Annotated in this window: 15 protein-coding genes and 1 pseudogene; 9 read left to right on the top strand and 7 right to left on the bottom strand. The window is 43.9% G+C overall.

Annotated elements, in window-relative coordinates; translation table 11 throughout:
- Positions 1-55 precede the first annotated feature (55 nt).
- Positions 56-436 (top strand): DUF7830 domain-containing protein, encoded by a 381-nt coding sequence (locus DYB02_RS21290; RefSeq protein ID WP_049874817.1) that lies wholly within the window; start codon positions 56-58, stop codon positions 434-436.
- Positions 427-756, top strand: coding sequence for a DUF6035 family protein (locus DYB02_RS26165; protein ID WP_219583154.1), 330 nt, complete (start codon positions 427-429; stop codon positions 754-756). Before DYB02_RS21290 ends, DYB02_RS26165 begins: the two co-directional genes overlap by 10 nt.
- Before the next feature lie 330 nt (positions 757-1,086).
- On the opposite strand, the gene DYB02_RS21285 is transcribed toward DYB02_RS26165, so the two are convergent.
- On the bottom strand, positions 1,087-2,067 hold the full coding sequence (locus DYB02_RS21285) for an IS5 family transposase (protein WP_370446085.1): 981 nt from the start codon (positions 2,065-2,067) through the stop codon (positions 1,087-1,089).
- 219 nt (positions 2,068-2,286) lie between these two features.
- Here DYB02_RS21285 and DYB02_RS21280 point away from each other — a divergent pair, with 219 nt between their 5' ends.
- Both DYB02_RS21280 and DYB02_RS21275 read left to right on the top strand, forming a co-directional pair.
- A complete protein-coding gene (locus tag DYB02_RS21280; RefSeq protein ID WP_025526344.1) occupies positions 2,287-3,147 on the top strand; it encodes a GTP 3',8-cyclase MoaA family protein in 861 nt (286 codons plus the stop codon).
- Entirely contained in the window at positions 3,144-4,247 is a 1,104-nt protein-coding gene (locus DYB02_RS21275) for a phosphoribosyltransferase (RefSeq protein WP_025526343.1), read from the top strand. The genes DYB02_RS21280 and DYB02_RS21275 overlap by 4 nt, the downstream gene beginning before the upstream one ends.
- A gap of 115 nt (positions 4,248-4,362) precedes the next feature.
- Here DYB02_RS21275 and DYB02_RS21270 read toward each other — a convergent pair.
- A pseudogene (locus tag DYB02_RS21270) lies at positions 4,363-4,473 on the bottom strand (osmotically inducible protein OsmC); the annotation flags it as partial.
- 205 nt (positions 4,474-4,678) lie between these two features.
- Here DYB02_RS21270 and msrB point away from each other — a divergent pair.
- Positions 4,679-5,821, top strand: coding sequence for a peptide-methionine (R)-S-oxide reductase MsrB (gene msrB, locus DYB02_RS21265; RefSeq protein WP_029804754.1), 1,143 nt, complete (start codon positions 4,679-4,681; stop codon positions 5,819-5,821).
- A 32-nt stretch (positions 5,822-5,853) separates the two neighbouring features.
- Complete coding sequence (locus DYB02_RS21260; protein ID WP_161793079.1) at positions 5,854-6,003, top strand: DUF2256 domain-containing protein; 150 nt, start codon at positions 5,854-5,856, stop codon at positions 6,001-6,003.
- Between the two features lie 3 nt (positions 6,004-6,006).
- Here the strand turns inward: DYB02_RS21260 and DYB02_RS21255 are convergent, their stop codons facing one another.
- The 3 genes from DYB02_RS21255 to DYB02_RS21245 are packed head-to-tail and all read right to left on the bottom strand — an operon-like array spanning position 6,007 to position 9,596.
- The gene (locus tag DYB02_RS21255) at positions 6,007-6,714 is read right to left on the bottom strand and encodes an SDR family oxidoreductase (RefSeq protein WP_029846646.1); all 708 of its coding nucleotides are present in this window, start codon (positions 6,712-6,714) and stop codon (positions 6,007-6,009) included.
- The gene (locus DYB02_RS21250) at positions 6,714-8,258 is read right to left on the bottom strand and encodes a cryptochrome/photolyase family protein (protein WP_029805184.1); all 1,545 of its coding nucleotides are present in this window, start codon (positions 8,256-8,258) and stop codon (positions 6,714-6,716) included. Before DYB02_RS21250 ends, DYB02_RS21255 begins: the two co-directional genes overlap by 1 nt.
- Positions 8,259-9,596, bottom strand: coding sequence for a DASH family cryptochrome (locus tag DYB02_RS21245; protein WP_029805182.1), 1,338 nt, complete (start codon positions 9,594-9,596; stop codon positions 8,259-8,261).
- A gap of 320 nt (positions 9,597-9,916) precedes the next feature.
- Between DYB02_RS21245 and gefA the strand changes: the two genes are divergently transcribed.
- Positions 9,917-10,930 (top strand): diguanylate cyclase GefA, encoded by a 1,014-nt coding sequence (gefA, locus tag DYB02_RS21240; RefSeq protein ID WP_005479978.1) that lies wholly within the window; start codon positions 9,917-9,919, stop codon positions 10,928-10,930.
- Between the two features lie 125 nt (positions 10,931-11,055).
- Here gefA and DYB02_RS21235 read toward each other — a convergent pair whose 3' ends face one another.
- Positions 11,056-11,634, bottom strand: a complete 579-nt coding sequence (locus DYB02_RS21235; protein WP_029805180.1) for an aldolase/citrate lyase/malate synthase family protein — start codon at positions 11,632-11,634, stop codon at positions 11,056-11,058.
- A gap of 174 nt (positions 11,635-11,808) precedes the next feature.
- Here DYB02_RS21235 and DYB02_RS21230 point away from each other — a divergent pair, with 174 nt between their 5' ends.
- Positions 11,809-13,365, top strand: a complete 1,557-nt coding sequence (locus DYB02_RS21230) for a DUF3612 domain-containing protein (protein ID WP_005479975.1) — start codon at positions 11,809-11,811, stop codon at positions 13,363-13,365.
- A 397-nt stretch (positions 13,366-13,762) separates the two neighbouring features.
- Positions 13,763-15,760: a methyl-accepting chemotaxis protein gene (locus DYB02_RS21225; RefSeq protein ID WP_029805178.1), complete on the top strand. Its 1,998-nt coding sequence runs from the start codon at positions 13,763-13,765 to the stop codon at positions 15,758-15,760.
- Positions 15,761-15,850: 90 nt separating this feature from the next.
- On the opposite strand, the gene DYB02_RS21220 is transcribed toward DYB02_RS21225, so the two are convergent.
- Positions 15,851-17,206 (bottom strand): diguanylate cyclase, encoded by a 1,356-nt coding sequence (locus tag DYB02_RS21220; protein WP_005479983.1) that lies wholly within the window; start codon positions 17,204-17,206, stop codon positions 15,851-15,853.
- Between the last annotated feature and the right edge of the window lie 132 nt (positions 17,207-17,338).

Genomic DNA, 17,338 nt, shown 5'->3' with positions numbered 1-17,338 from the left:
AATAATCAACAATGAGCATAATCAGTTTTAATACTCGGTAGTATAGGAACCGTCCATGAGGAACATGACTTCTGTATTTTTGACTCGGGAAGATAAGGTAATTGATGCTAATGAGTTCTTAGATTCTTGTGAAGAACAGGAATACTTCCAATTCAGAACCGCAATTGCCAAAAACAGAAAAACAAACCCATTGGCTCTTTGTAATGTTTGTTTTCAACCCGTACTTTTAAGAGCCACACCTCAAAGAACCACATTCTTTGCTCACGTAAAAGACTCAGAAGACTGCCCAATCAAAACTACCACGAATCTCACAATGGAAGAGATTCAAGCGATGAAATACAACGGTCAAAAAGAGGGACGACAACACAAAGAGGGTAAACAAAGGTTAGCGGAACTACTCAGTCAGATCCCCTATTCTCTGATGAGATCCATATAGAAAAAGCATTCCGAGAAAAGAACCCTATTGGTATAGCCAAGCGCTGGCGTAGACCTGATATTTCAGCACGTTTAGCCTCGGATAACCGAGAAGTCGTATTCGCACTTCAAGTATCGACAACGTTTCTTGACGTTATCATTAGTCGAGAAGAATTCTATAAAAACAGCGATGCCTATATCACTTGGGTATTTCTTGACTTTGACTCTGAAAAATTCACAACTCTCGACATAGCCTATGCCAATAAAGCTAATGTATTCGTTTTGGACAATGAGGCAAACCATGAATCCGAGCTTAACGGTAAACTGGTCATGAAATACTAACTACCGACAACCTTACATGACCGAAGAATTGACCATCGCTCACAAGTGGGTTTCGGATATCGTAGACTTCTCTATGCTTAGTTTTGATGAGGCTACTAAAAAACGTACTTCATAGATACAGCACAATTGAGAATGCAGGTAATCGAACAAATTAACGATGAAAAGCTAAGAAACCAAATCGAACAACAAGAAAGAGAGCGAGCTAGAGAAGCAACCCTACAACAAGAAACTATCCTCCGTGCCAACGTCGGTCAAATCTGTTGGTAGCGCCTCAATCTGCCGAAAGTGCATGAACATAGGAAAACCTCGAAAAATGGGTAGACTAACCGTTTACAGGTCTTTGTTGCGTAATTCGATCAGAGAACCAAACTGCCTACAATTGAGTAATTCTTTTACAATACACTGAGTTTCAGGCATACCAAGCCCTGTAAGTTTGTTCAACGCTTTAATCATGGCGTAAGTTTCACCAACCTGAGCATTGTAGTTTCTCCGACTTAATCGCCCACCTAACAACTGCTTCATTCGATACATTACTGTCTCGGATAGTGAGCGTTTATGATAGCCGTACCGCTTTTTCCACTTATTGTTGGAGCCGTAGAGCTTCTGGCAACCTACCGCTAAATTCCTAGGGTGACCATTCTCCCAGAAGGCTGCCCCTTCTCTTGGAGGGATGAGTGGAACAGCTCGCTTGAACCGTATGGCATCGTGGCAATCCCTTGTGTCATAAGCGCCATCACCAGATATCTCGATAATTCTTCGGCGTGTTTGCTTGAGCAAGTTAGGAAGGACTTCTGCATCGGTAACATTAGATAAACTCAGTTCTGCCGCGACGATTTCATGAGTGCTGGTATCTACCGCTAAATGCAATTTTCTCCAGACCCTATGATTCCCGTCAGTACCATGCTTCTTGACCTTCCATTCACCTTCGCCATAAACCTTGAGACCCGTCGCATCAATGGCTAGATGCTGTATTACACCTCTAGTCTTGGGTTTAAATGAAACCTCGACTTGCTTAGCTCTTCGACTTATACAACTGTAATGTGGACAGACTATAGGGACGTTAGCCAATGAAAAAACAGAATCGATAAACCCTTGCAATGCTCTCAACGGCATTGAGAAAACTCGTTTCACCATAAGTGCAGTGGTAATGGCTAAGTCGCTGAATTGACGAGGTCTACCACGTTTATCTTGTTTACTCTGCTTCCACTGGCGAATGGTTTCTTCATCAATGCAGAAAGTGAGTGAACCACGGTTGATTAAGGCTTTGTTGTACTGTTTCCAGTTCGTTGTTTTGTAGCGAGGTTTCGGCATGAGACTAAGGGAATTAACTTACTTAGCCGATCAGATCGTAACCTTCTGATTTAGTTCCCTCGAATTACGCAACAAAGCACGTTTGCAGCAGATGTGGGCATGATATCGATTAAAAACCAACTAATTAAAGCTTACCTATTCATATTCGTAGTTATTCATATATAATTTCAATAATACCAAAAAAATTCATCTATAAGTATCACATTGTAAGGAAGCAACTTGAAACAAGAAAAGCAAACAAATAGTTTGGCAAATAACTCTACATCCAGAGTAAGGAAAGTGGCAAATGTATTTTCCGAAGGAATAATTAGAGAGTTAGAGATATCGGTTAACTCTCAATGCAACCTAAATTGCATTGGTTGTGGTTTTAATGTTCCTAACCAATTATCTCCTTACAATAAATCAGGTGTAGATGAACATATATCTGCATTAGTAAATTTAAAAAAGTGCGGAATAAAAATAAATAAAATTGTTATTGCTGGCGGCGAAGCAACACTGTTTAAAGATCTAAAATCTACTATTATAAAGATAAGTTCGCTGAACATATCAAATGAAATTGAATTAGTAACAAATGGTTTATATCCAAAAGGTGTACCTTCTGACTTACTTAACGTCTTGGATAGCATTGTTATAAGTGACTATATCAAAACAAATGCTTTCGAATCAGCATGGATTGATTTCCTTCAAGGCCATAATTTTAAAGGTAATGTTGATTTTAGACGTAAAGATGCCTGGGATGATCTTCTTTCAGAGGTTTATAACAGCAAAGAAGAAACCTCACGTCATTGGCAAACATGTTTTTATAGAAAGTTCGATGTTACTTTAGAACGCAGCCGTATTTTTAGTTGCTCTCGAATAGCTAAAAAAGGTTGGGATGATCAAGGTTTGCTTATTGATGATGGCACTACTTCAGAGCAAGTTATCAACTACCTATCTGATGATAAACCTAAAGAAGCCTGTTATTCATGTGCAACAATAAACAGAGAATCAAATATTAAGGTTGCTCTGCAAAGTTCAGGAAACTTAGAAAGAATAGCTGCTAAATCAATACAATATTTAAACGAGAATAATAACAAATGAATAACAAGCTTTACTTCGTAGTTGGATTAGAGGGTTCTGGTAAAACCACAGCAACAAAATTTCTTGCTGATAGTGTCGAGGGTGGTGTAGCAGTTCAAACATCATCTCGTTTATTTTCTTTCTTAGAACAAGAAAATACATCCATCAAAGAAATCAATAGCCTCTCTACACAGAAACGTGAGGAAATTATCAATAAATTCCACTATCAATTATATAATGATAAAGAAATAAACACATATTCATTTTTTGATGGACATATGTTTGTAGATAACATTGAAAAAGGAATCCGAATCCATGCTATGGCTACTGAAAACCGTTCGGTTAGTGATGGATTGATTTTTCTTAATGCATCATCCGTTCAAATCAATAAAAATATTACAAGTGACAATATAAATCAAACACGTTATCGAAATGTGAAAACTACAAATAAACTTAAAGAACTGTCTGAAATTGAGTTTCAAGAAGCAGAAGATTATTGTTTAAAGAACAATCTTGATTTCGGGCTCTTAAACGCTACTGATAAAAACGGTGAATTTGCAAGTAAGCGCTTCTCTGATATTACATTTTTGAATCACTATTTATTGCCTCAAAGTGAAGAATTAAGAGAAAAGTACAAAGCTCAATTTGATTTCGACTTGAAACCATCAAACCTGAGAGAGCGTCACCTTAATATTGGTCGGTTAATTGAACGATCTTTCCACACAAAGGTAGATATCAATAAAGATAACTATCAAGTCATTTCAATGGATCGCTCTGGTAACTTCATTGCAAATGGTTTTGTCCATAACTTTGATGGTCAATACTCAACATACCATCAGGGTTGTAGTGGTATCGACTTAGTTTCTATGGATAAAGACGTTATTATCATCGACTCAGTAATTGATACTGGTACGACAATTGAAGACATAGTGGGAAGATTTCCAAGTAACTACAACAAACAAATTCATGTTGTCTGTCTATGCATCAATATCAAATCACTTCCTAAGCTACAAGGTCTTAGCGACAAAGTTACTTTCCATTGCTTGGGTTTTTCTAATAAAGAAGAACGACCAACTGGAAAGAAAGACATGGGCGCTCGTTTGTATGGGACAAACAACTAAATAAACGTCCTGTACGATTCATTCTTAGTAGATTGAGCCACTCCTTTTTGAGTGGTTCCTGACAACATTACATTTACAACTCAAAATCAAGTGCTGCAAGGGTATTAAATTACTGAAGAGTAACAATCTCCATTGGGCTTGGTGCCGTTGCACCACCGTTACCATCCATCACGATTGAGTGACCGAGGAATTTAAAATCTTCGACCCATTTAACTTCTGCTTGCATGGTTTACCTCATTTTGGCATCGCTCGTTGGGTGTAACTTTTGCCCGATTGAGCGGTGTATTTCGTGCCGATACTGTATCTTTCTTATCAAAAAGGGCAACGGAATTTTAAAAATCGCTGTAATTTTTTCGCTCTGTTGCCTTTCTATTTACGTAGCACTTTTTATTTCAGTCACACTTTCTACGGAAAACAACGTTGAGGTAGCTATGAAGAAAATATCTAAGTTATTGGTCGGATTCTCTTTCGCACTTCCTGTCTTGTTTCTACTTTTGAGTAAAACAGGCACCGCCGATACGATGGATAAGATGAAGGCTTTAGAGAATGCAGAAATCGCCACACTGGCTGGCGGCTGTTTTTGGTGTACGGAATCGGACTTAGAACAGCTTCCTGGCGTCTTGGATGTGGCGTCTGGCTACTCCGGCGGGCACGTGAAAAACCCAACCTATCGCCAAGTATCTTCTGGAAAAACCGGACACATTGAATCCATCGAAGTGAAATACGACCCGAATGTGGTGAATTACGAACAAGTACTCGATTACTTTTTCCGCCACATTGACCCAACCGACGATAAAGGATCATTTGTCGACCGAGGTCCACAGTATCGACCTGCTATTTTCTACCACAACGCAGAGCAAAAGCAGATCGCAGAGCAGTTTATGATGGAAATCGACAATGCAAAGGTTTATCCAAAACCGCTTAAAACTGAGTTGATCAAGTTTGAGACATTCTATCCAGCAGAAGCGTACCATCAGGATTACTACAAAAAGAGCAGCCTGAAGTACAAGTACTATCGTTACGCATCCGGTCGAGACAAATACTTGGATGAAGTGTTTGGTGACGATCGCAAAGAACATCCGAAAACACTGCGTCAGCTTATCGATGAGAAAAAACTGCTGTCGAAGATAAAAGCATACAACAAGCCGTCTCAATCGAAGATCAAGTCTACGTTGACTGAGTTGCAATACTACGTAACGCAAGAAGAAGGTACCGAGCGCCCGTTTGATAACGAATATTGGGACAATAAAGAAGCCGGCATTTACGTCGACATCGTAACTGGTGAGCCGTTGTTTTCTTCTACCGACAAGTACAAATCGGGTACGGGGTGGCCAAGTTTCACTAAGCCAATCAACCCAGGTTACATCGTCGAAAAAACCGATTACAAGTTGATTTACCCTAGAACAGAAGTTCGCAGTAAGTTTGGTGATTCTCACCTAGGACACGTATTTACCGACGGCCCAAAACCAACCGGGCTGCGTTACTGCATGAATTCGGCAGCGATGAAGTTTGTGCCAGTAAGCAAAATGGCACAATTGGGTTACGGCGACTATTTGTTCTTGTTTGAACAATAATGAGGACTGGTTAGCGTTTGAGAATTAGTATGATGAAAGGCTTTAAATCGCACTTACCAACAAAGCTGCGCCCCGTCTGTGAGCGACCTTTTTCATGGCGCAAGAAATGGGCGCGAAATTGGGAGACTGTGATTTATTGCTCTGAACGCTGCCGACGCAGCAAACCAGAGAAAAACCCGTAACGCTTACCAAGGCAAACGCTCACCATCATACGTCAAAAACGCCCCGCTATCTTGCGGGGCGGCTTTTGCTATCTGCCCCATTAAATCACTGGCAACGCGCTCTGGCGTAAACAACTTGCCCTCAGGGACATTCGCTTGAAACGGTTCAGACAACGCGGTATCGGTCGTGCCCGGATGCAATGCCAAGACCACGCCATTTTTAAGCGTGCGTTGCCATTCAATCGACATGGTTTTGAGAAACATATTCAGCGCGGCTTTCGAGGCTCGATAGCTGTACCAACCGCCAAGACGATTGTCGCTAATGCTGCCGACTTTGGCCGATACAACCGCAAATTTCGGTGCACCACTGCGCTTTAAAAGTGGCGTGAAATACTTAGCGAGCAACATGCTTGGCAAGGTGTTAACGGCGATGTTTTGCAGAAAAAAGTCAGGCTCCACCATACTGAGACTTTTCTCCGGCCCCTTGTCTGGCGTATGCAGCATACCGACACAGTTGATCACCCAATCGATACTGTTAACCGCGTGACTCAAATTTTTGACCTGCGCTTCATCCGTGACATCGACCTGGTGCCAAATCAAGGTTGAATGTTCATAATCGGATTTTGTGCGCCGATAGGTCGCGTGAATTTGTGCCAGCGGAAAGCGCACTAGTGCTTCTTTGACCATCGCCAAACCAATCCCTCCGTTTCCACCGACGATCAAAATGTTCATCACAAATGCTCCAAATCCGCGATATAGCGTTCAGCCGTCTCAAGAATCGCTTGACGCTGCGAAGCTTCCATATTGTCCCAAGACCGGAAAATCATGCCGATGCGTGGATTGGTAGCGAGTCGCTTTTCATGCTTGTCCATAAATCGCCAATAAAGACTATTAAACGGACAAGAGCCTTCACCACTGCGCGCCTTGTTGTCATAGTGGCAACCTTTACAGTAATCGCTCATTTTGTTGATGTACGACCCGCTTGCGGCATAAGGCTTGGTGCCAACAATGCCACCATCGGCAAACAATGCCATACCGCGTGTATTGGGCATTTCCACCCACTCAATCGCATCGACATAAATGCCGAGATACAACGCATCCACTTGGTCAGGATTCATCTCGGTGAGCAAACAAAAGTTGCCCGTCACCATCAAACGCTGAATATGATGGGCGTAGGCATAGTCGAGAGACTGGCCTATTGCATTACGCATACAAGCCATCTTAGTTTTTCCTGTCCAAAAGTAGTCGGGTAAATCACGTGATGCTTCGAGCTCATTTTTCTGCGGATACTGCGGCATATTCGCCCAATACACACCCCGAATGAATTCCCGCCAACCTAAGATCTGACGAATGAATCCTTCTACCTGCGCAATATCGATGTGTTTGTTTGATTGATACGCACTAAGTGCAGCATCGATTACCTCTTTGGGGTGCAGTAACTTACTGTTCATCGAGAACGACAAACGACTGTGATACAAACTCCATTTGGATTCGTGCTCCGCCGTCATCGCATCTTGAAACCGACCAAAATGAGGGAGACAAACCTGACAAAAATGCGCGAGCAAAGATAGGCTTTGAGCGCGATTCACTGGCCATAACAAATCACCATTTAGTGAACCGATGGTCGAGATCTTGTGTCGCGTTAGTCGCTCTACAATCTCGTCAACATTCAGGCTAAACATCAGCGGTTTGGGTAATTGCTCGATATCTTTCACTTTCAGTTTATTACGGTTGTTGGCATCGTAATTCCACTTTTCACCCACTGGCTTACCGTCTTGCATCAAAATATCAAAGCGCTTGCGCATCCGTCGGTAAAAGTGCTCCATCATGACGTGTTTGCCTTGCGGGAACTGCTGTTCTATTTCTGCAAAAGGCAGTAAAAAATGCTCAGTGTCGACGCAACGTTTGACAACACCTTCTAATTTCAACTTGGTCAGTTGTTCCAACAGTCGATATTCATCTGGCCGTTGATACTCAAATTTACTTGCCCCAACTTCACGAACGTAGTGCTGCAATACTTGGTCAAGATCGTCAAAAGCGGCAGTGTCATCCAACGTTAGATGCAGAACATGATGCCCTTGTTCTTGCTTCTCTTGAGCGAAAATAGCCATCGCGGAGAAGAAAGCGCACACCTTTTGAATGTGATGCGTAACGTAAGTGTTTTCTTGCTTGAGCTCAGCAATCAAGTAAAGCACGGCATCATCCGCTTGCTGAAACCAGGAATGTTCGCTGTTGAGTTGGTCGCCGAGAATCAATCGCACCGTGTCATAACGCATTTATTTATCTCCATTTTCTTGCAGAGTTGTGATTGGCCAGTCGACCATATCGACAACGTCTTGCTGCGCTCGGCTGTCACGCCCTTGCCATCGTTCAATGAACTCATGATTTTGGTCGTACATTTGTGTCTGCTTCTCCAAATTAAACTGACGAGAGCCTCTCGGATCTGCCCCTACTCCCGCTAAATATTGCCAGTTTCCCCAATTCGAGCCGACATCGTAGTCAATCAACTGCGTTTCAAAGTAGGCCGCGCCATACCGCCAGTCCAGCCCCAGTTCATGAACAAGGCAACTTGCAACCAACTGGCGACCACGGTTAGACATATAACCAGTGTGATTCAGTTGGTGCATACACGCGTTGACAATGGGATACGGTGTGGTGCCGTTTTTCCACTGCTGAAAACGATGCGCATAAAAGCTGGTTAACGGCGGTTGATTGCGAATACCACCAAACCGAAACAGCCTTTGTTGATAACACCTTGCGTACCAATAAAAATATTCGCGCCACAACAATTCAAAGTAAATCCAGTAAGTCGAATCATTCGCCCCTTGGGTTTGTTCATACTGTTTGAGCATGGCATAAATCATTCTTGGCGACACACAACCAAGCGCAAGCCAAGGTGAAAATTTGGTGGAATACGCCATCCCGTCGAGTCCGTTGCGCGTCTCTTTATATGAGCTTGCCAAGCCAGAAGAAAAGTAACGCCGACAATGCGCAAGACCACTCCGTTCTCCGCCAGAAAACAGCGCAGACTCATCAAAGTAAGAAGAGGATAAAGTTGGCAGTTGAACGCCTTTTGGCATTGGTGGTAGGTAGCTCGGCGCATCTATTGGGTGGGTGATGTCTATCCCTTCAACGCACTTTCTAAACTGAGTAAAAGTCTCGGGCAGATCAGGCAACGTAAACGGCAGCTTGCTTTCGCCGAACAAACTGCGTACAGAGTGCTGAACAATGACAAGGTGTGGGTATTCATCTTGCAGCTTGTGCAATATGCTCTGTTCATCCGAGCCAGCCATTGCGTCTGCATAAAGATGAGTGACACCCAAATATTGAATGGCATATTTGAGGGCTTGATACGGGGGTATATCTAGCGTCCAAAGTCCCTGACCTAACTGGCCGAGTGCGTCATTCAGTTCGCACAAAGACGCATCGATAAATTTCTGCCTAGCTCGTCCGAGCGCTGCCTCCTGAGCAAAATGATGGAGAAAAGGAGTTACTGAAGGGCGACAATACAAGCAAACCAATTCATCCAGAAAAGATGAGGCATCAACCAATAGCGAGTTATCGTGAAGTCTTAGGTCAAACGTAAACCAGTAAAGCCCTATTTTCTTTTTCAAAAAACGTCCTTAGGCGAGGAGCTAAATGTACTGATTTGTTTTACGCTCGGCATCGCAAGCGGATCATCCGTTCTTACTAACTACAGCGCTTTCCATGCTCTTTGCATGAACCGTGAACATAAGAGCCAAATCGTATTTCCATCCTAAATCGTTCACTTTTTAAACCGCAATTTTATAAAATCAAATTTCAGATTTATGAATATCACCGCTATTTGCTCATTTTTTTATATAAACCAAGCAAAAATGATAAAAATTAAAGCGATATTAGTTAATATCCGGTAATCTAAATCCAATTCCATTTTGCTAGTAACATCGCAGAAATGACTGACGAGTTTAAGAAATCGACCGCTAACTTAAAAAAAGCGGTGCCACTAATGATCAAAAATCATGTAGCTGCCACCCCCGCAAACTACGCGCTTTGGTATACCTACGTAGACAAAACCATTCCAGAACTCAATTTTGAGATGGACGAAGTGTTAGAACACTACGGTATTTGTCCACCAGCAGCGAACAAACAGCTTTACAACAACTACGTGGCCAGTAGAGCAGAAACCAGTTTAGAAGATCTCAAAACCAACGTAGAAGTACTATTGCATGAAGTGTCGAGCTCCATGAGTGATACTTTGTCAGATACCTCTTCTTTCTCTGCGATGGTCGATAAAAGCTTCAACAAATTAGAAAAAGTTGAAGACAACAGCTTGAGCATCGAAGAAGTGATGGTGGTGATCCGCCAACTCGTTGCTGAATCTCATGAGATTCGCCACTCAACTAAATTCTTAAACCGTCAACTCACCAATGCGAGTGAAGAAATTTCTCGTTTGAAGCATCAATTAGCCGAAGTACAAAAAGACGCGCTGTTTGATGGACTCTCTAATCTTTACAATCGTCGTGCCTTTGATACTGATTTAAGCATGCTGATTAACGCTAATCAGGCGATGACTCTCATCTTGCTGGATATCGACCACTTTAAAGCGTTCAACGATAACTATGGGCACCTATTTGGTGACACAGTATTGAAAGCGATCGCGCGTCGACTGCAACAGAGCTGTCGCGATGGCGTGAGTGCGTACCGCTTCGGCGGCGAAGAATTTGCGTTAATTGTGCCAAACAAATCCCTACGAATCGCCCGCCAATATGCAGATACCCTGCGCCGCATGATTGAAAAGCTGCGCGTACGTGATAAACGATCGGGCACACAAGTTCATAGCATTACTGCTTCTTTTGGTGTGGCAGAGTTCGAAGTTGGTGACACCGTAGATTCACTAGTCAACAAAGCCGATAAACAGCTTTATGAAGCAAAACAACTCGGTCGAAACCGAGTGATGCCTATCTAAGCTAACCTCTCTGGTAAGACAGTAAAGACGGTTAGAACAAATAAAGAAACCCCGCACTGTTTAGCGCGGGGTTTCTACTTTCTCGTCCTACATACCCAAAGCAGGCTACTTGGGCTTATATTTGATTAATCAATGCTGTAGCAGTAGCTAAGAACATAGTCGTCACCATTTTTTGCGGTGTACTCTTTGTCTTCGCTACACGCCATCGGTTTGCCTTTCTTGTCGCCTTTAATAAGACTAATCCAATGACGCATCGCGGTTGGCGCATTGCCTGTCAGCTCTGGATTGAACGTAATGCGAGTTTCCAATTGGATGTCATCGATGTCCATCAACTCCACACAACCTGTGCCTTTATGGCAACCAAACAGCACTTCTACGTGGTTGCCTGAATCATCTTTGAACAAGATCGATTTTGGATCTTCCTTTTCACCAGTGTACGCCACGAAGTGTTTTGGGCTTTTCAGGCCGCTGTGTGTACCGTCTTTGAAATAAGCCAAAACATGGCGGTAATCAATCATGTAACTTGATACATCTTGGTGCGACCCGTTCTCCAATGGGAACATGCGGTCTAGTAGTTGCTTCGCTTTTACTTGTTTCTCACTCTGCAGCTCAGCACTTACCGCTTCGACGGCAAATACGGCTTCAGCGATAAATGGGCGTTGTTGTTGTTGCATCTCTTTTTTATCGAAGTTCAGCATATTCATCGTCATATCCTCGCACTTAAAAACTCGTCCTAGAGTAAAAACTTAAATCCTTTATTTAAGTTTCAGGCAATTCTGTGAAGTTGATGGTTAATTTCCTTGCCTGCTCATTATGTAGACTAGCGAAATATTGACTACAATTTCACAACAAAAATTTTACAATGTGAATTTTACAAAATGTCTGTGTCAAAAAGCCTTATTCGTCAGTCCCATTTTCTTGGTACGAAAATTCGTAACCTAAGAAAAAACAACCATTTAACGATGGAAGATTTGTCTGCCCGTTGTGTAAGGATTAATCCTGAGTACGCGCCGTCGGTTTCTTACCTTTCGATGATTGAGCGCGGAAAACGCGTCCCGAGTATCGATATGCTCGAGGTAATCGCAGAAGTTTTTCAAAAAGATCCGGCGTGGTTTTTAGATGATGAGCCCGAATTAGAAGCCATTACCCCCAACAAAGGGAATCGAGGCGGGATTAATGGCATGGCGCTAGAACCGAGCTTCCTGTTTTCCAATGACATTCTTCAGATTGCTATTCCAGAAATGCTGTCTCAAACCGGGATCACAGGTCGTCAATTTGCTCACTTGCTGATCCGCGCGCACCAAGAGAACCATCAAAACCATTTTCCTGATTTAGAACGTGCCGCCGAAGAAGTGGGATTGAAGCGCCTTAATTTGTCGGTTGAGGATTTGATCGACATTGCCAAAAGTATGGGCTTGGATATCCGCTGGGTTGACCGAGCACCTCAAGATGTCATCGATGAATTGGGCGTAAACGCCAAGCAATTGATTACATCATTCATGGAACCTCCGGGCACCATTTATCTCAACAAACGGATGCGCGACTACCCTACCCGTTTAAAATACGACTTATCGGTATACATTGGCCACCGCGTATTGCATAGCAGCGACGCGATGAATAACGTGCTCTCCATCGGACATCAGAATAACTGGGAACAAATGGACAGCCCCGTGTCGAACTCTGAGCTAAATTCGCAAGACATTCTGCAAGCTTGGCGAGACTTTGAGTCCAGCTTTTTTGCAGGAGCTCTGCTTTGCCCTAAAGTGCCATTTCGTCAGTTGCTCGACCGCTCCGGTTACGAAATTGATGTTCATAAAAAAGCAGGCGTTTCACCATCCGTTGCGATGCGCCGCATGACCGTTGTGTCACCATATCCCCATTGGCACTATTTCGACGCGTACGGGCCGGGCAAGCTTAAAGCCGTGTATCGAGGGAATGGCATCCCACTTCCTTGGGGCAACATGCGCAAAGTGAATGACCCATGCCAACACTGGGCGGTATTCAGACGCCTATCCCAACCTTTAGATACGAGCTCTGCGCAAATCTCGATTTTGAATGTGGGTGACGAGCCACGCATTTATTGCTGCGAATCGGTCAACGTATTTGACCCGGCGGGGAACAACCGAGTGTTGTGCGCAGGGATAGATTTAAACCCTGCGATTTCAGCACAAGGCGGTGATGCGGTTTCCATAGCGGAAGAGTTGAAGTCTCTCTGTGTCGCTTCCGGCGGAAGCAGTGTTATTCCGCCTCATATCAAAAAAGACTTAACTACGATCGCTAAAATCTTAAATATCAATTGGATAGAACGCGGCATTCAAAGCCAAGCAAGATTGATTTGTTCAAGAGGGGCGGTATGTCCAAGACAACCAAGCTGTTACAGCAAATGCGGGGAAGCGGACGAGACGGGTGACAATGTGAATATTATCGGTCTCTAGAAAGAAAAAACGCCAATCACAAGAAAGGTGATTGGCGGTATATACTTGTGAACAATGTGTATTCACTAACAACGTCAGTTGGCTAGGTGACCCTCGGCTTAATAAGGGTCACTCTAGATAAAGCACGATGCGTGCCAACTTTAAAAAAGCCGTTTTTTAATAGATCCAGGTGCATATCGATGCATTATTAACCAGAACTTTCGCAAATTGCATTTGCAAAATGCAATAGCATGCAAATATGCCACTTGTTACATTGCTACTAATCACTTTCTCAGCAAAAAACCAACTACTACTTTATGATTATCCATTAGCTTTCATATTTTTACCCTATACTGCTAATTAATGAGGAAAAATACCTCAGTAAATGGATTTCACGGTTGGTACCTAGGAGAGCTCTATGTTTGCGTTCGTTCGTCAGTTTCCCCTCTATATCATGGTCAGTGTTGTTGCAGGCGTCCCATTATTACTTGCTATTTTTCTTGCGGTTCAGCACACCATCAATTTAAACACTCAGTCCCACCAAGCCCTGAAAGATCAGCAGCTAGTGACCTTAATCACCCACTACGACAACCTAGCACATAATCTCGCCGTCGAACGTGGACTAACAGCCGGCGTACTGGGTAGCCAAGGCAAAACTGAAATCGTGCAAAAGCTGACTCAGCAAAGAAAAAAAGTCGATGACGCGATCAATTCATTGGTTCAACTTAACACGCCATTAATTAGCAGCAGCGATAGCTACGACTTACTCCAAGATGTCCAAGTGCAGCTCAATCGACTCAATCAGGTTCGACAAGGGGTTGATCGCCTTTCGCCTCAAATTGCACCTTTTGGTTATTACTCCAATCTGAATCAGCTCATCATCGACAACATTGACGTTTTGATTGCACAGACTCAAAGCCGAGAGCTAGGTACGCTTGGCGATGCGTTGATCTCTGTAATCGTGATGAAAGAGCGTGCAGGCCAAGCACGCGGCGCACTTAATGGGGTATTTGCGAAAGGAAGCGCCACATCTGTTTTGTTCTCCAACATTGAGGGATACATCCAATCGGGTGATTACGCATCAAGAAAAGCGCAAATTGCATTCCCAGAACAATATCGACAGTCATTGCAATCGCACCAAAGCAATCCTGCGTGGAAGAAGGTTGAGCAAGTACAGCAATCCTTCCTTAACCAGAGTGCCAACCTAGACAGCATTCAGGGGCCTCAAGCAACTGAATGGTTTCCTATGGCAACCGAGCGCATCGGTCTCATGAACCAGTTGCGCAACCAAATGGTTGATCAGATGCTCAGTGCAGCAGAACATTCCGCGCAGCAAGCCACGTTAAATCGTAACTTGTTGATGGCTGCGACTACTGTGATTTCTCTGCTTATGATCATGATGGTGTGGGGGTTGGTTGCAAGCCTACGAAGCCGCGTTGGTCGCCTAAAACAAACCCTGCGCAGTATGTCTGAGCACCACGATATGACGGTTGAACTCGATTCTCGCGGCAAAGATGAAATCGCTTCCATATCGAACAGCATTAATGCTTTGATCTCTAACTTCAGAAAGCTGCTGTTTGACGTCACTAAGACCAATAACGAGAGCTCAAATCGACTACAAAACATTGTTGAATCTGCGCAAGATCTTGATAGCAGTAGCCGCTCTACCATCGCGAAGTGCGACAACATCGCAACCGCGATGACTGAACTCGCACAATCGAGTGTGGAAATCGCTCAGTCCGCAGAGCGCGCAATGGGTGACACCACAACCATGAATAACAAAGTGGTCGACTGCCAGACCCAAAGTGAATTGTCTTACCGCTCCGTACAAAGCTTGTTGGAGCAAATCAACGCCACTGAACAATGCATGGCAGAGTTGGCGAACGACACGCAGAGCATTGGCCAAATTGTCGAGACCATCAACAGCGTTTCTGAACAAACCAACTTATTAGCCCTTAACGCAGCAATCGAAGCCGCTCGTGCGGGCGAGCATGGTCGCGGCTTCGCGGTTGTCTCTTCTGAAGTGCGTGATTTGGCGCAGCGCAGCCAAGAAGCTACCGAGAACATCAGCAAACTGTTGGACCAAATTGGCGAGAAAACCCGTTTCTCAGTAGAAAGCATGGCGAAGAGCAAACAAGCCAGTGACGACACGTTTGAATCAGTGCAACAAGTGAATGAGAGTGTGTCTTTACTCGAAAGCAGCATCGAACACGTGAACAATCACATCAGCACCATTACGCACTCAACCATTGAGCAATCTAAAGCATGTGAAGCCATCGACCAAGATATCGACGTACTGGCGAGCATCGCGCACAAAACGGGTCAGCACGCTGATGACTTGAACCAGATTGTTTCCGGTTACCAAGCTGAAGCGATGGAGCTGAAGCATCAGCTAAGTGCTTTCAAGTTGGCATAGAGAATTCTTGGGGGGCGCAGTTTCTGCCTTCCCTATCTTTCTCACTCTGTAAATACAACAAAGCCCAGAACCAATCTGGGCTTTGTTTTTTTATCCACCGTGTTTTTGTTGATACATCCGTTCGTCGGCGATTTTCATCATTTGTTCTGGAGAAGTCATTTGCGGATCGAAGATGGCGTAACCAATACTCACGCGTAGGTAGATCAGCTCTTCGTCATAAATAACGGGCGTCGAACACAACGCCAACCTGAGCTTTTGCAGTAACTTCTGCACGTGCTCTTCCATTCCCAAATTGTGTACAACCACTAAAAACTCGTCACCGCCCATTCGCGCGACCATGTCTGAACGTCTCAAGCTGCTTTTGATGCGCTCTGCGGTGGCAATCAACACCTTGTCACCCGCGTCATGGCCGAAGGTATCATTGATATGTTTGAATCGGTCTAGATCTATATTGATCAACGCAAAGCTGTAACGTTTTTTATAGCGCTTAGCGATTTCAAACTGCTGCTTGTATGACTGCATAAAGTAACGGCGATTGGGCAAATGCGTCAGTTCATCATGCAGCGCACGGTCGTCAGCGATGATGTACAAACGGTAAATCACGATCAACGCAATACTCAGTGCAATGAGAATGGGATAGCCAATGATTCTGACGATGTTCAGCTCAAACCACGAAATTTGTTGCTCAAGCTGCCCACCCGCGTAGGCCGCCATGCTCCAGCCACCGTAAGGGAAGTGCACATGCTCTTTGGCGTACAATTTGCCCGTTTGATTAGGATCACCAAAGAACATATCCCCATATTCGCCGCCGCTGTCATAACCACGTATCGTCAAAGGATAATGGTATGAGAAGTCGAATACGCCGGTTTCTCGCATTAAACCATCAAAATCCACCACAGCGCTGATCACCCCCCAATACTCTTTGTTGATTGGTGGGTCTCGAAACACTGGCACGCGTACAATAAGCCCTCGCCCACCTTGAACAAGCGACACAGGCCCCGCGATGAAAATCTCTTGAATATCTTTGGCTTTTTGAACTTGTACCCATTGCGCTGGTACTTTACGGTAATCCAGACCAAGGACGCGCTCGTTGCCTTGAGTTGGGAATATATGGCTAATTACATCATTTTCCGCAATACCGATGACCGTGATGTGCTTACTTTTGTTAAGAATACGATCGGCGGCAATGCTTAGCTCCTCTTCTTCGCTATTTGGCAGCAAAGTGATTAGCGTCGCTAATGTGCTGGCTTTGTAAATATCAGCCATGAGTACCGCTTCCAAATTGGAGCGGAGGATAGACAGTTGTTCTTTGGCTTCAACTTGCACGCGCTCTTGCTGAAGGTCTTGCTGATTCTGATGCAACAGCTCAATAACACCAACACACAAGGCAACAAAAGCGAAAAAGAACAGTGCAAAATAGCACTGCTTTCTGGGTGAATAACGCATTAGCTCCCCACTAGCTCGTCCGTTACTACGAGAATTATTCTTTTATTGTTAAAATTCTTATTATCTACAAGAATAACCAATAGCCTTTGCAAAGGTAATAATTATCTGAAATTTTTATGGTTTAAATAGGCA

This window comes from Vibrio parahaemolyticus (genome assembly GCF_900460535.1).
In the GTDB taxonomy this organism is placed as follows: Bacteria; Pseudomonadota; Gammaproteobacteria; order Enterobacterales; family Vibrionaceae; genus Vibrio; species Vibrio parahaemolyticus.
Note: the sequence above shows the minus strand (reverse complement) of the source record. Positions and strands in the feature narration are given on the sequence as shown.

Coding starts and splice junctions, on each gene's coding strand:
- DYB02_RS21255 (WP_029846646.1), bottom strand. CDS start 6,714: ATGAACATTTTGATCGTCGGTGGAAACGGAGGGATTGGTTTGGCGATG.
- DYB02_RS21275 (WP_025526343.1), top strand. CDS start 3,144: ATGAATAACAAGCTTTACTTCGTAGTTGGATTAGAGGGTTCTGGTAAA.
- DYB02_RS21235 (WP_029805180.1), bottom strand. CDS start 11,634: ATGAATATGCTGAACTTCGATAAAAAAGAGATGCAACAACAACAACGC.
- DYB02_RS21230 (WP_005479975.1), top strand. CDS start 11,809: ATGTCTGTGTCAAAAAGCCTTATTCGTCAGTCCCATTTTCTTGGTACG.
- DYB02_RS21225 (WP_029805178.1), top strand. CDS start 13,763: ATGTTTGCGTTCGTTCGTCAGTTTCCCCTCTATATCATGGTCAGTGTT.
- DYB02_RS21250 (WP_029805184.1), bottom strand. CDS start 8,258: ATGCGTTATGACACGGTGCGATTGATTCTCGGCGACCAACTCAACAGC.
- DYB02_RS21220 (WP_005479983.1), bottom strand. CDS start 17,206: ATGCGTTATTCACCCAGAAAGCAGTGCTATTTTGCACTGTTCTTTTTC.
- msrB (WP_029804754.1), top strand. CDS start 4,679: ATGAAGAAAATATCTAAGTTATTGGTCGGATTCTCTTTCGCACTTCCT.
- DYB02_RS21290 (WP_049874817.1), top strand. CDS start 56: ATGAGGAACATGACTTCTGTATTTTTGACTCGGGAAGATAAGGTAATT.
- DYB02_RS21260 (WP_161793079.1), top strand. CDS start 5,854: ATGAAAGGCTTTAAATCGCACTTACCAACAAAGCTGCGCCCCGTCTGT.
- gefA (WP_005479978.1), top strand. CDS start 9,917: ATGACTGACGAGTTTAAGAAATCGACCGCTAACTTAAAAAAAGCGGTG.
- DYB02_RS21285 (WP_370446085.1), bottom strand. CDS start 2,067: ATGCCGAAACCTCGCTACAAAACAACGAACTGGAAACAGTACAACAAA.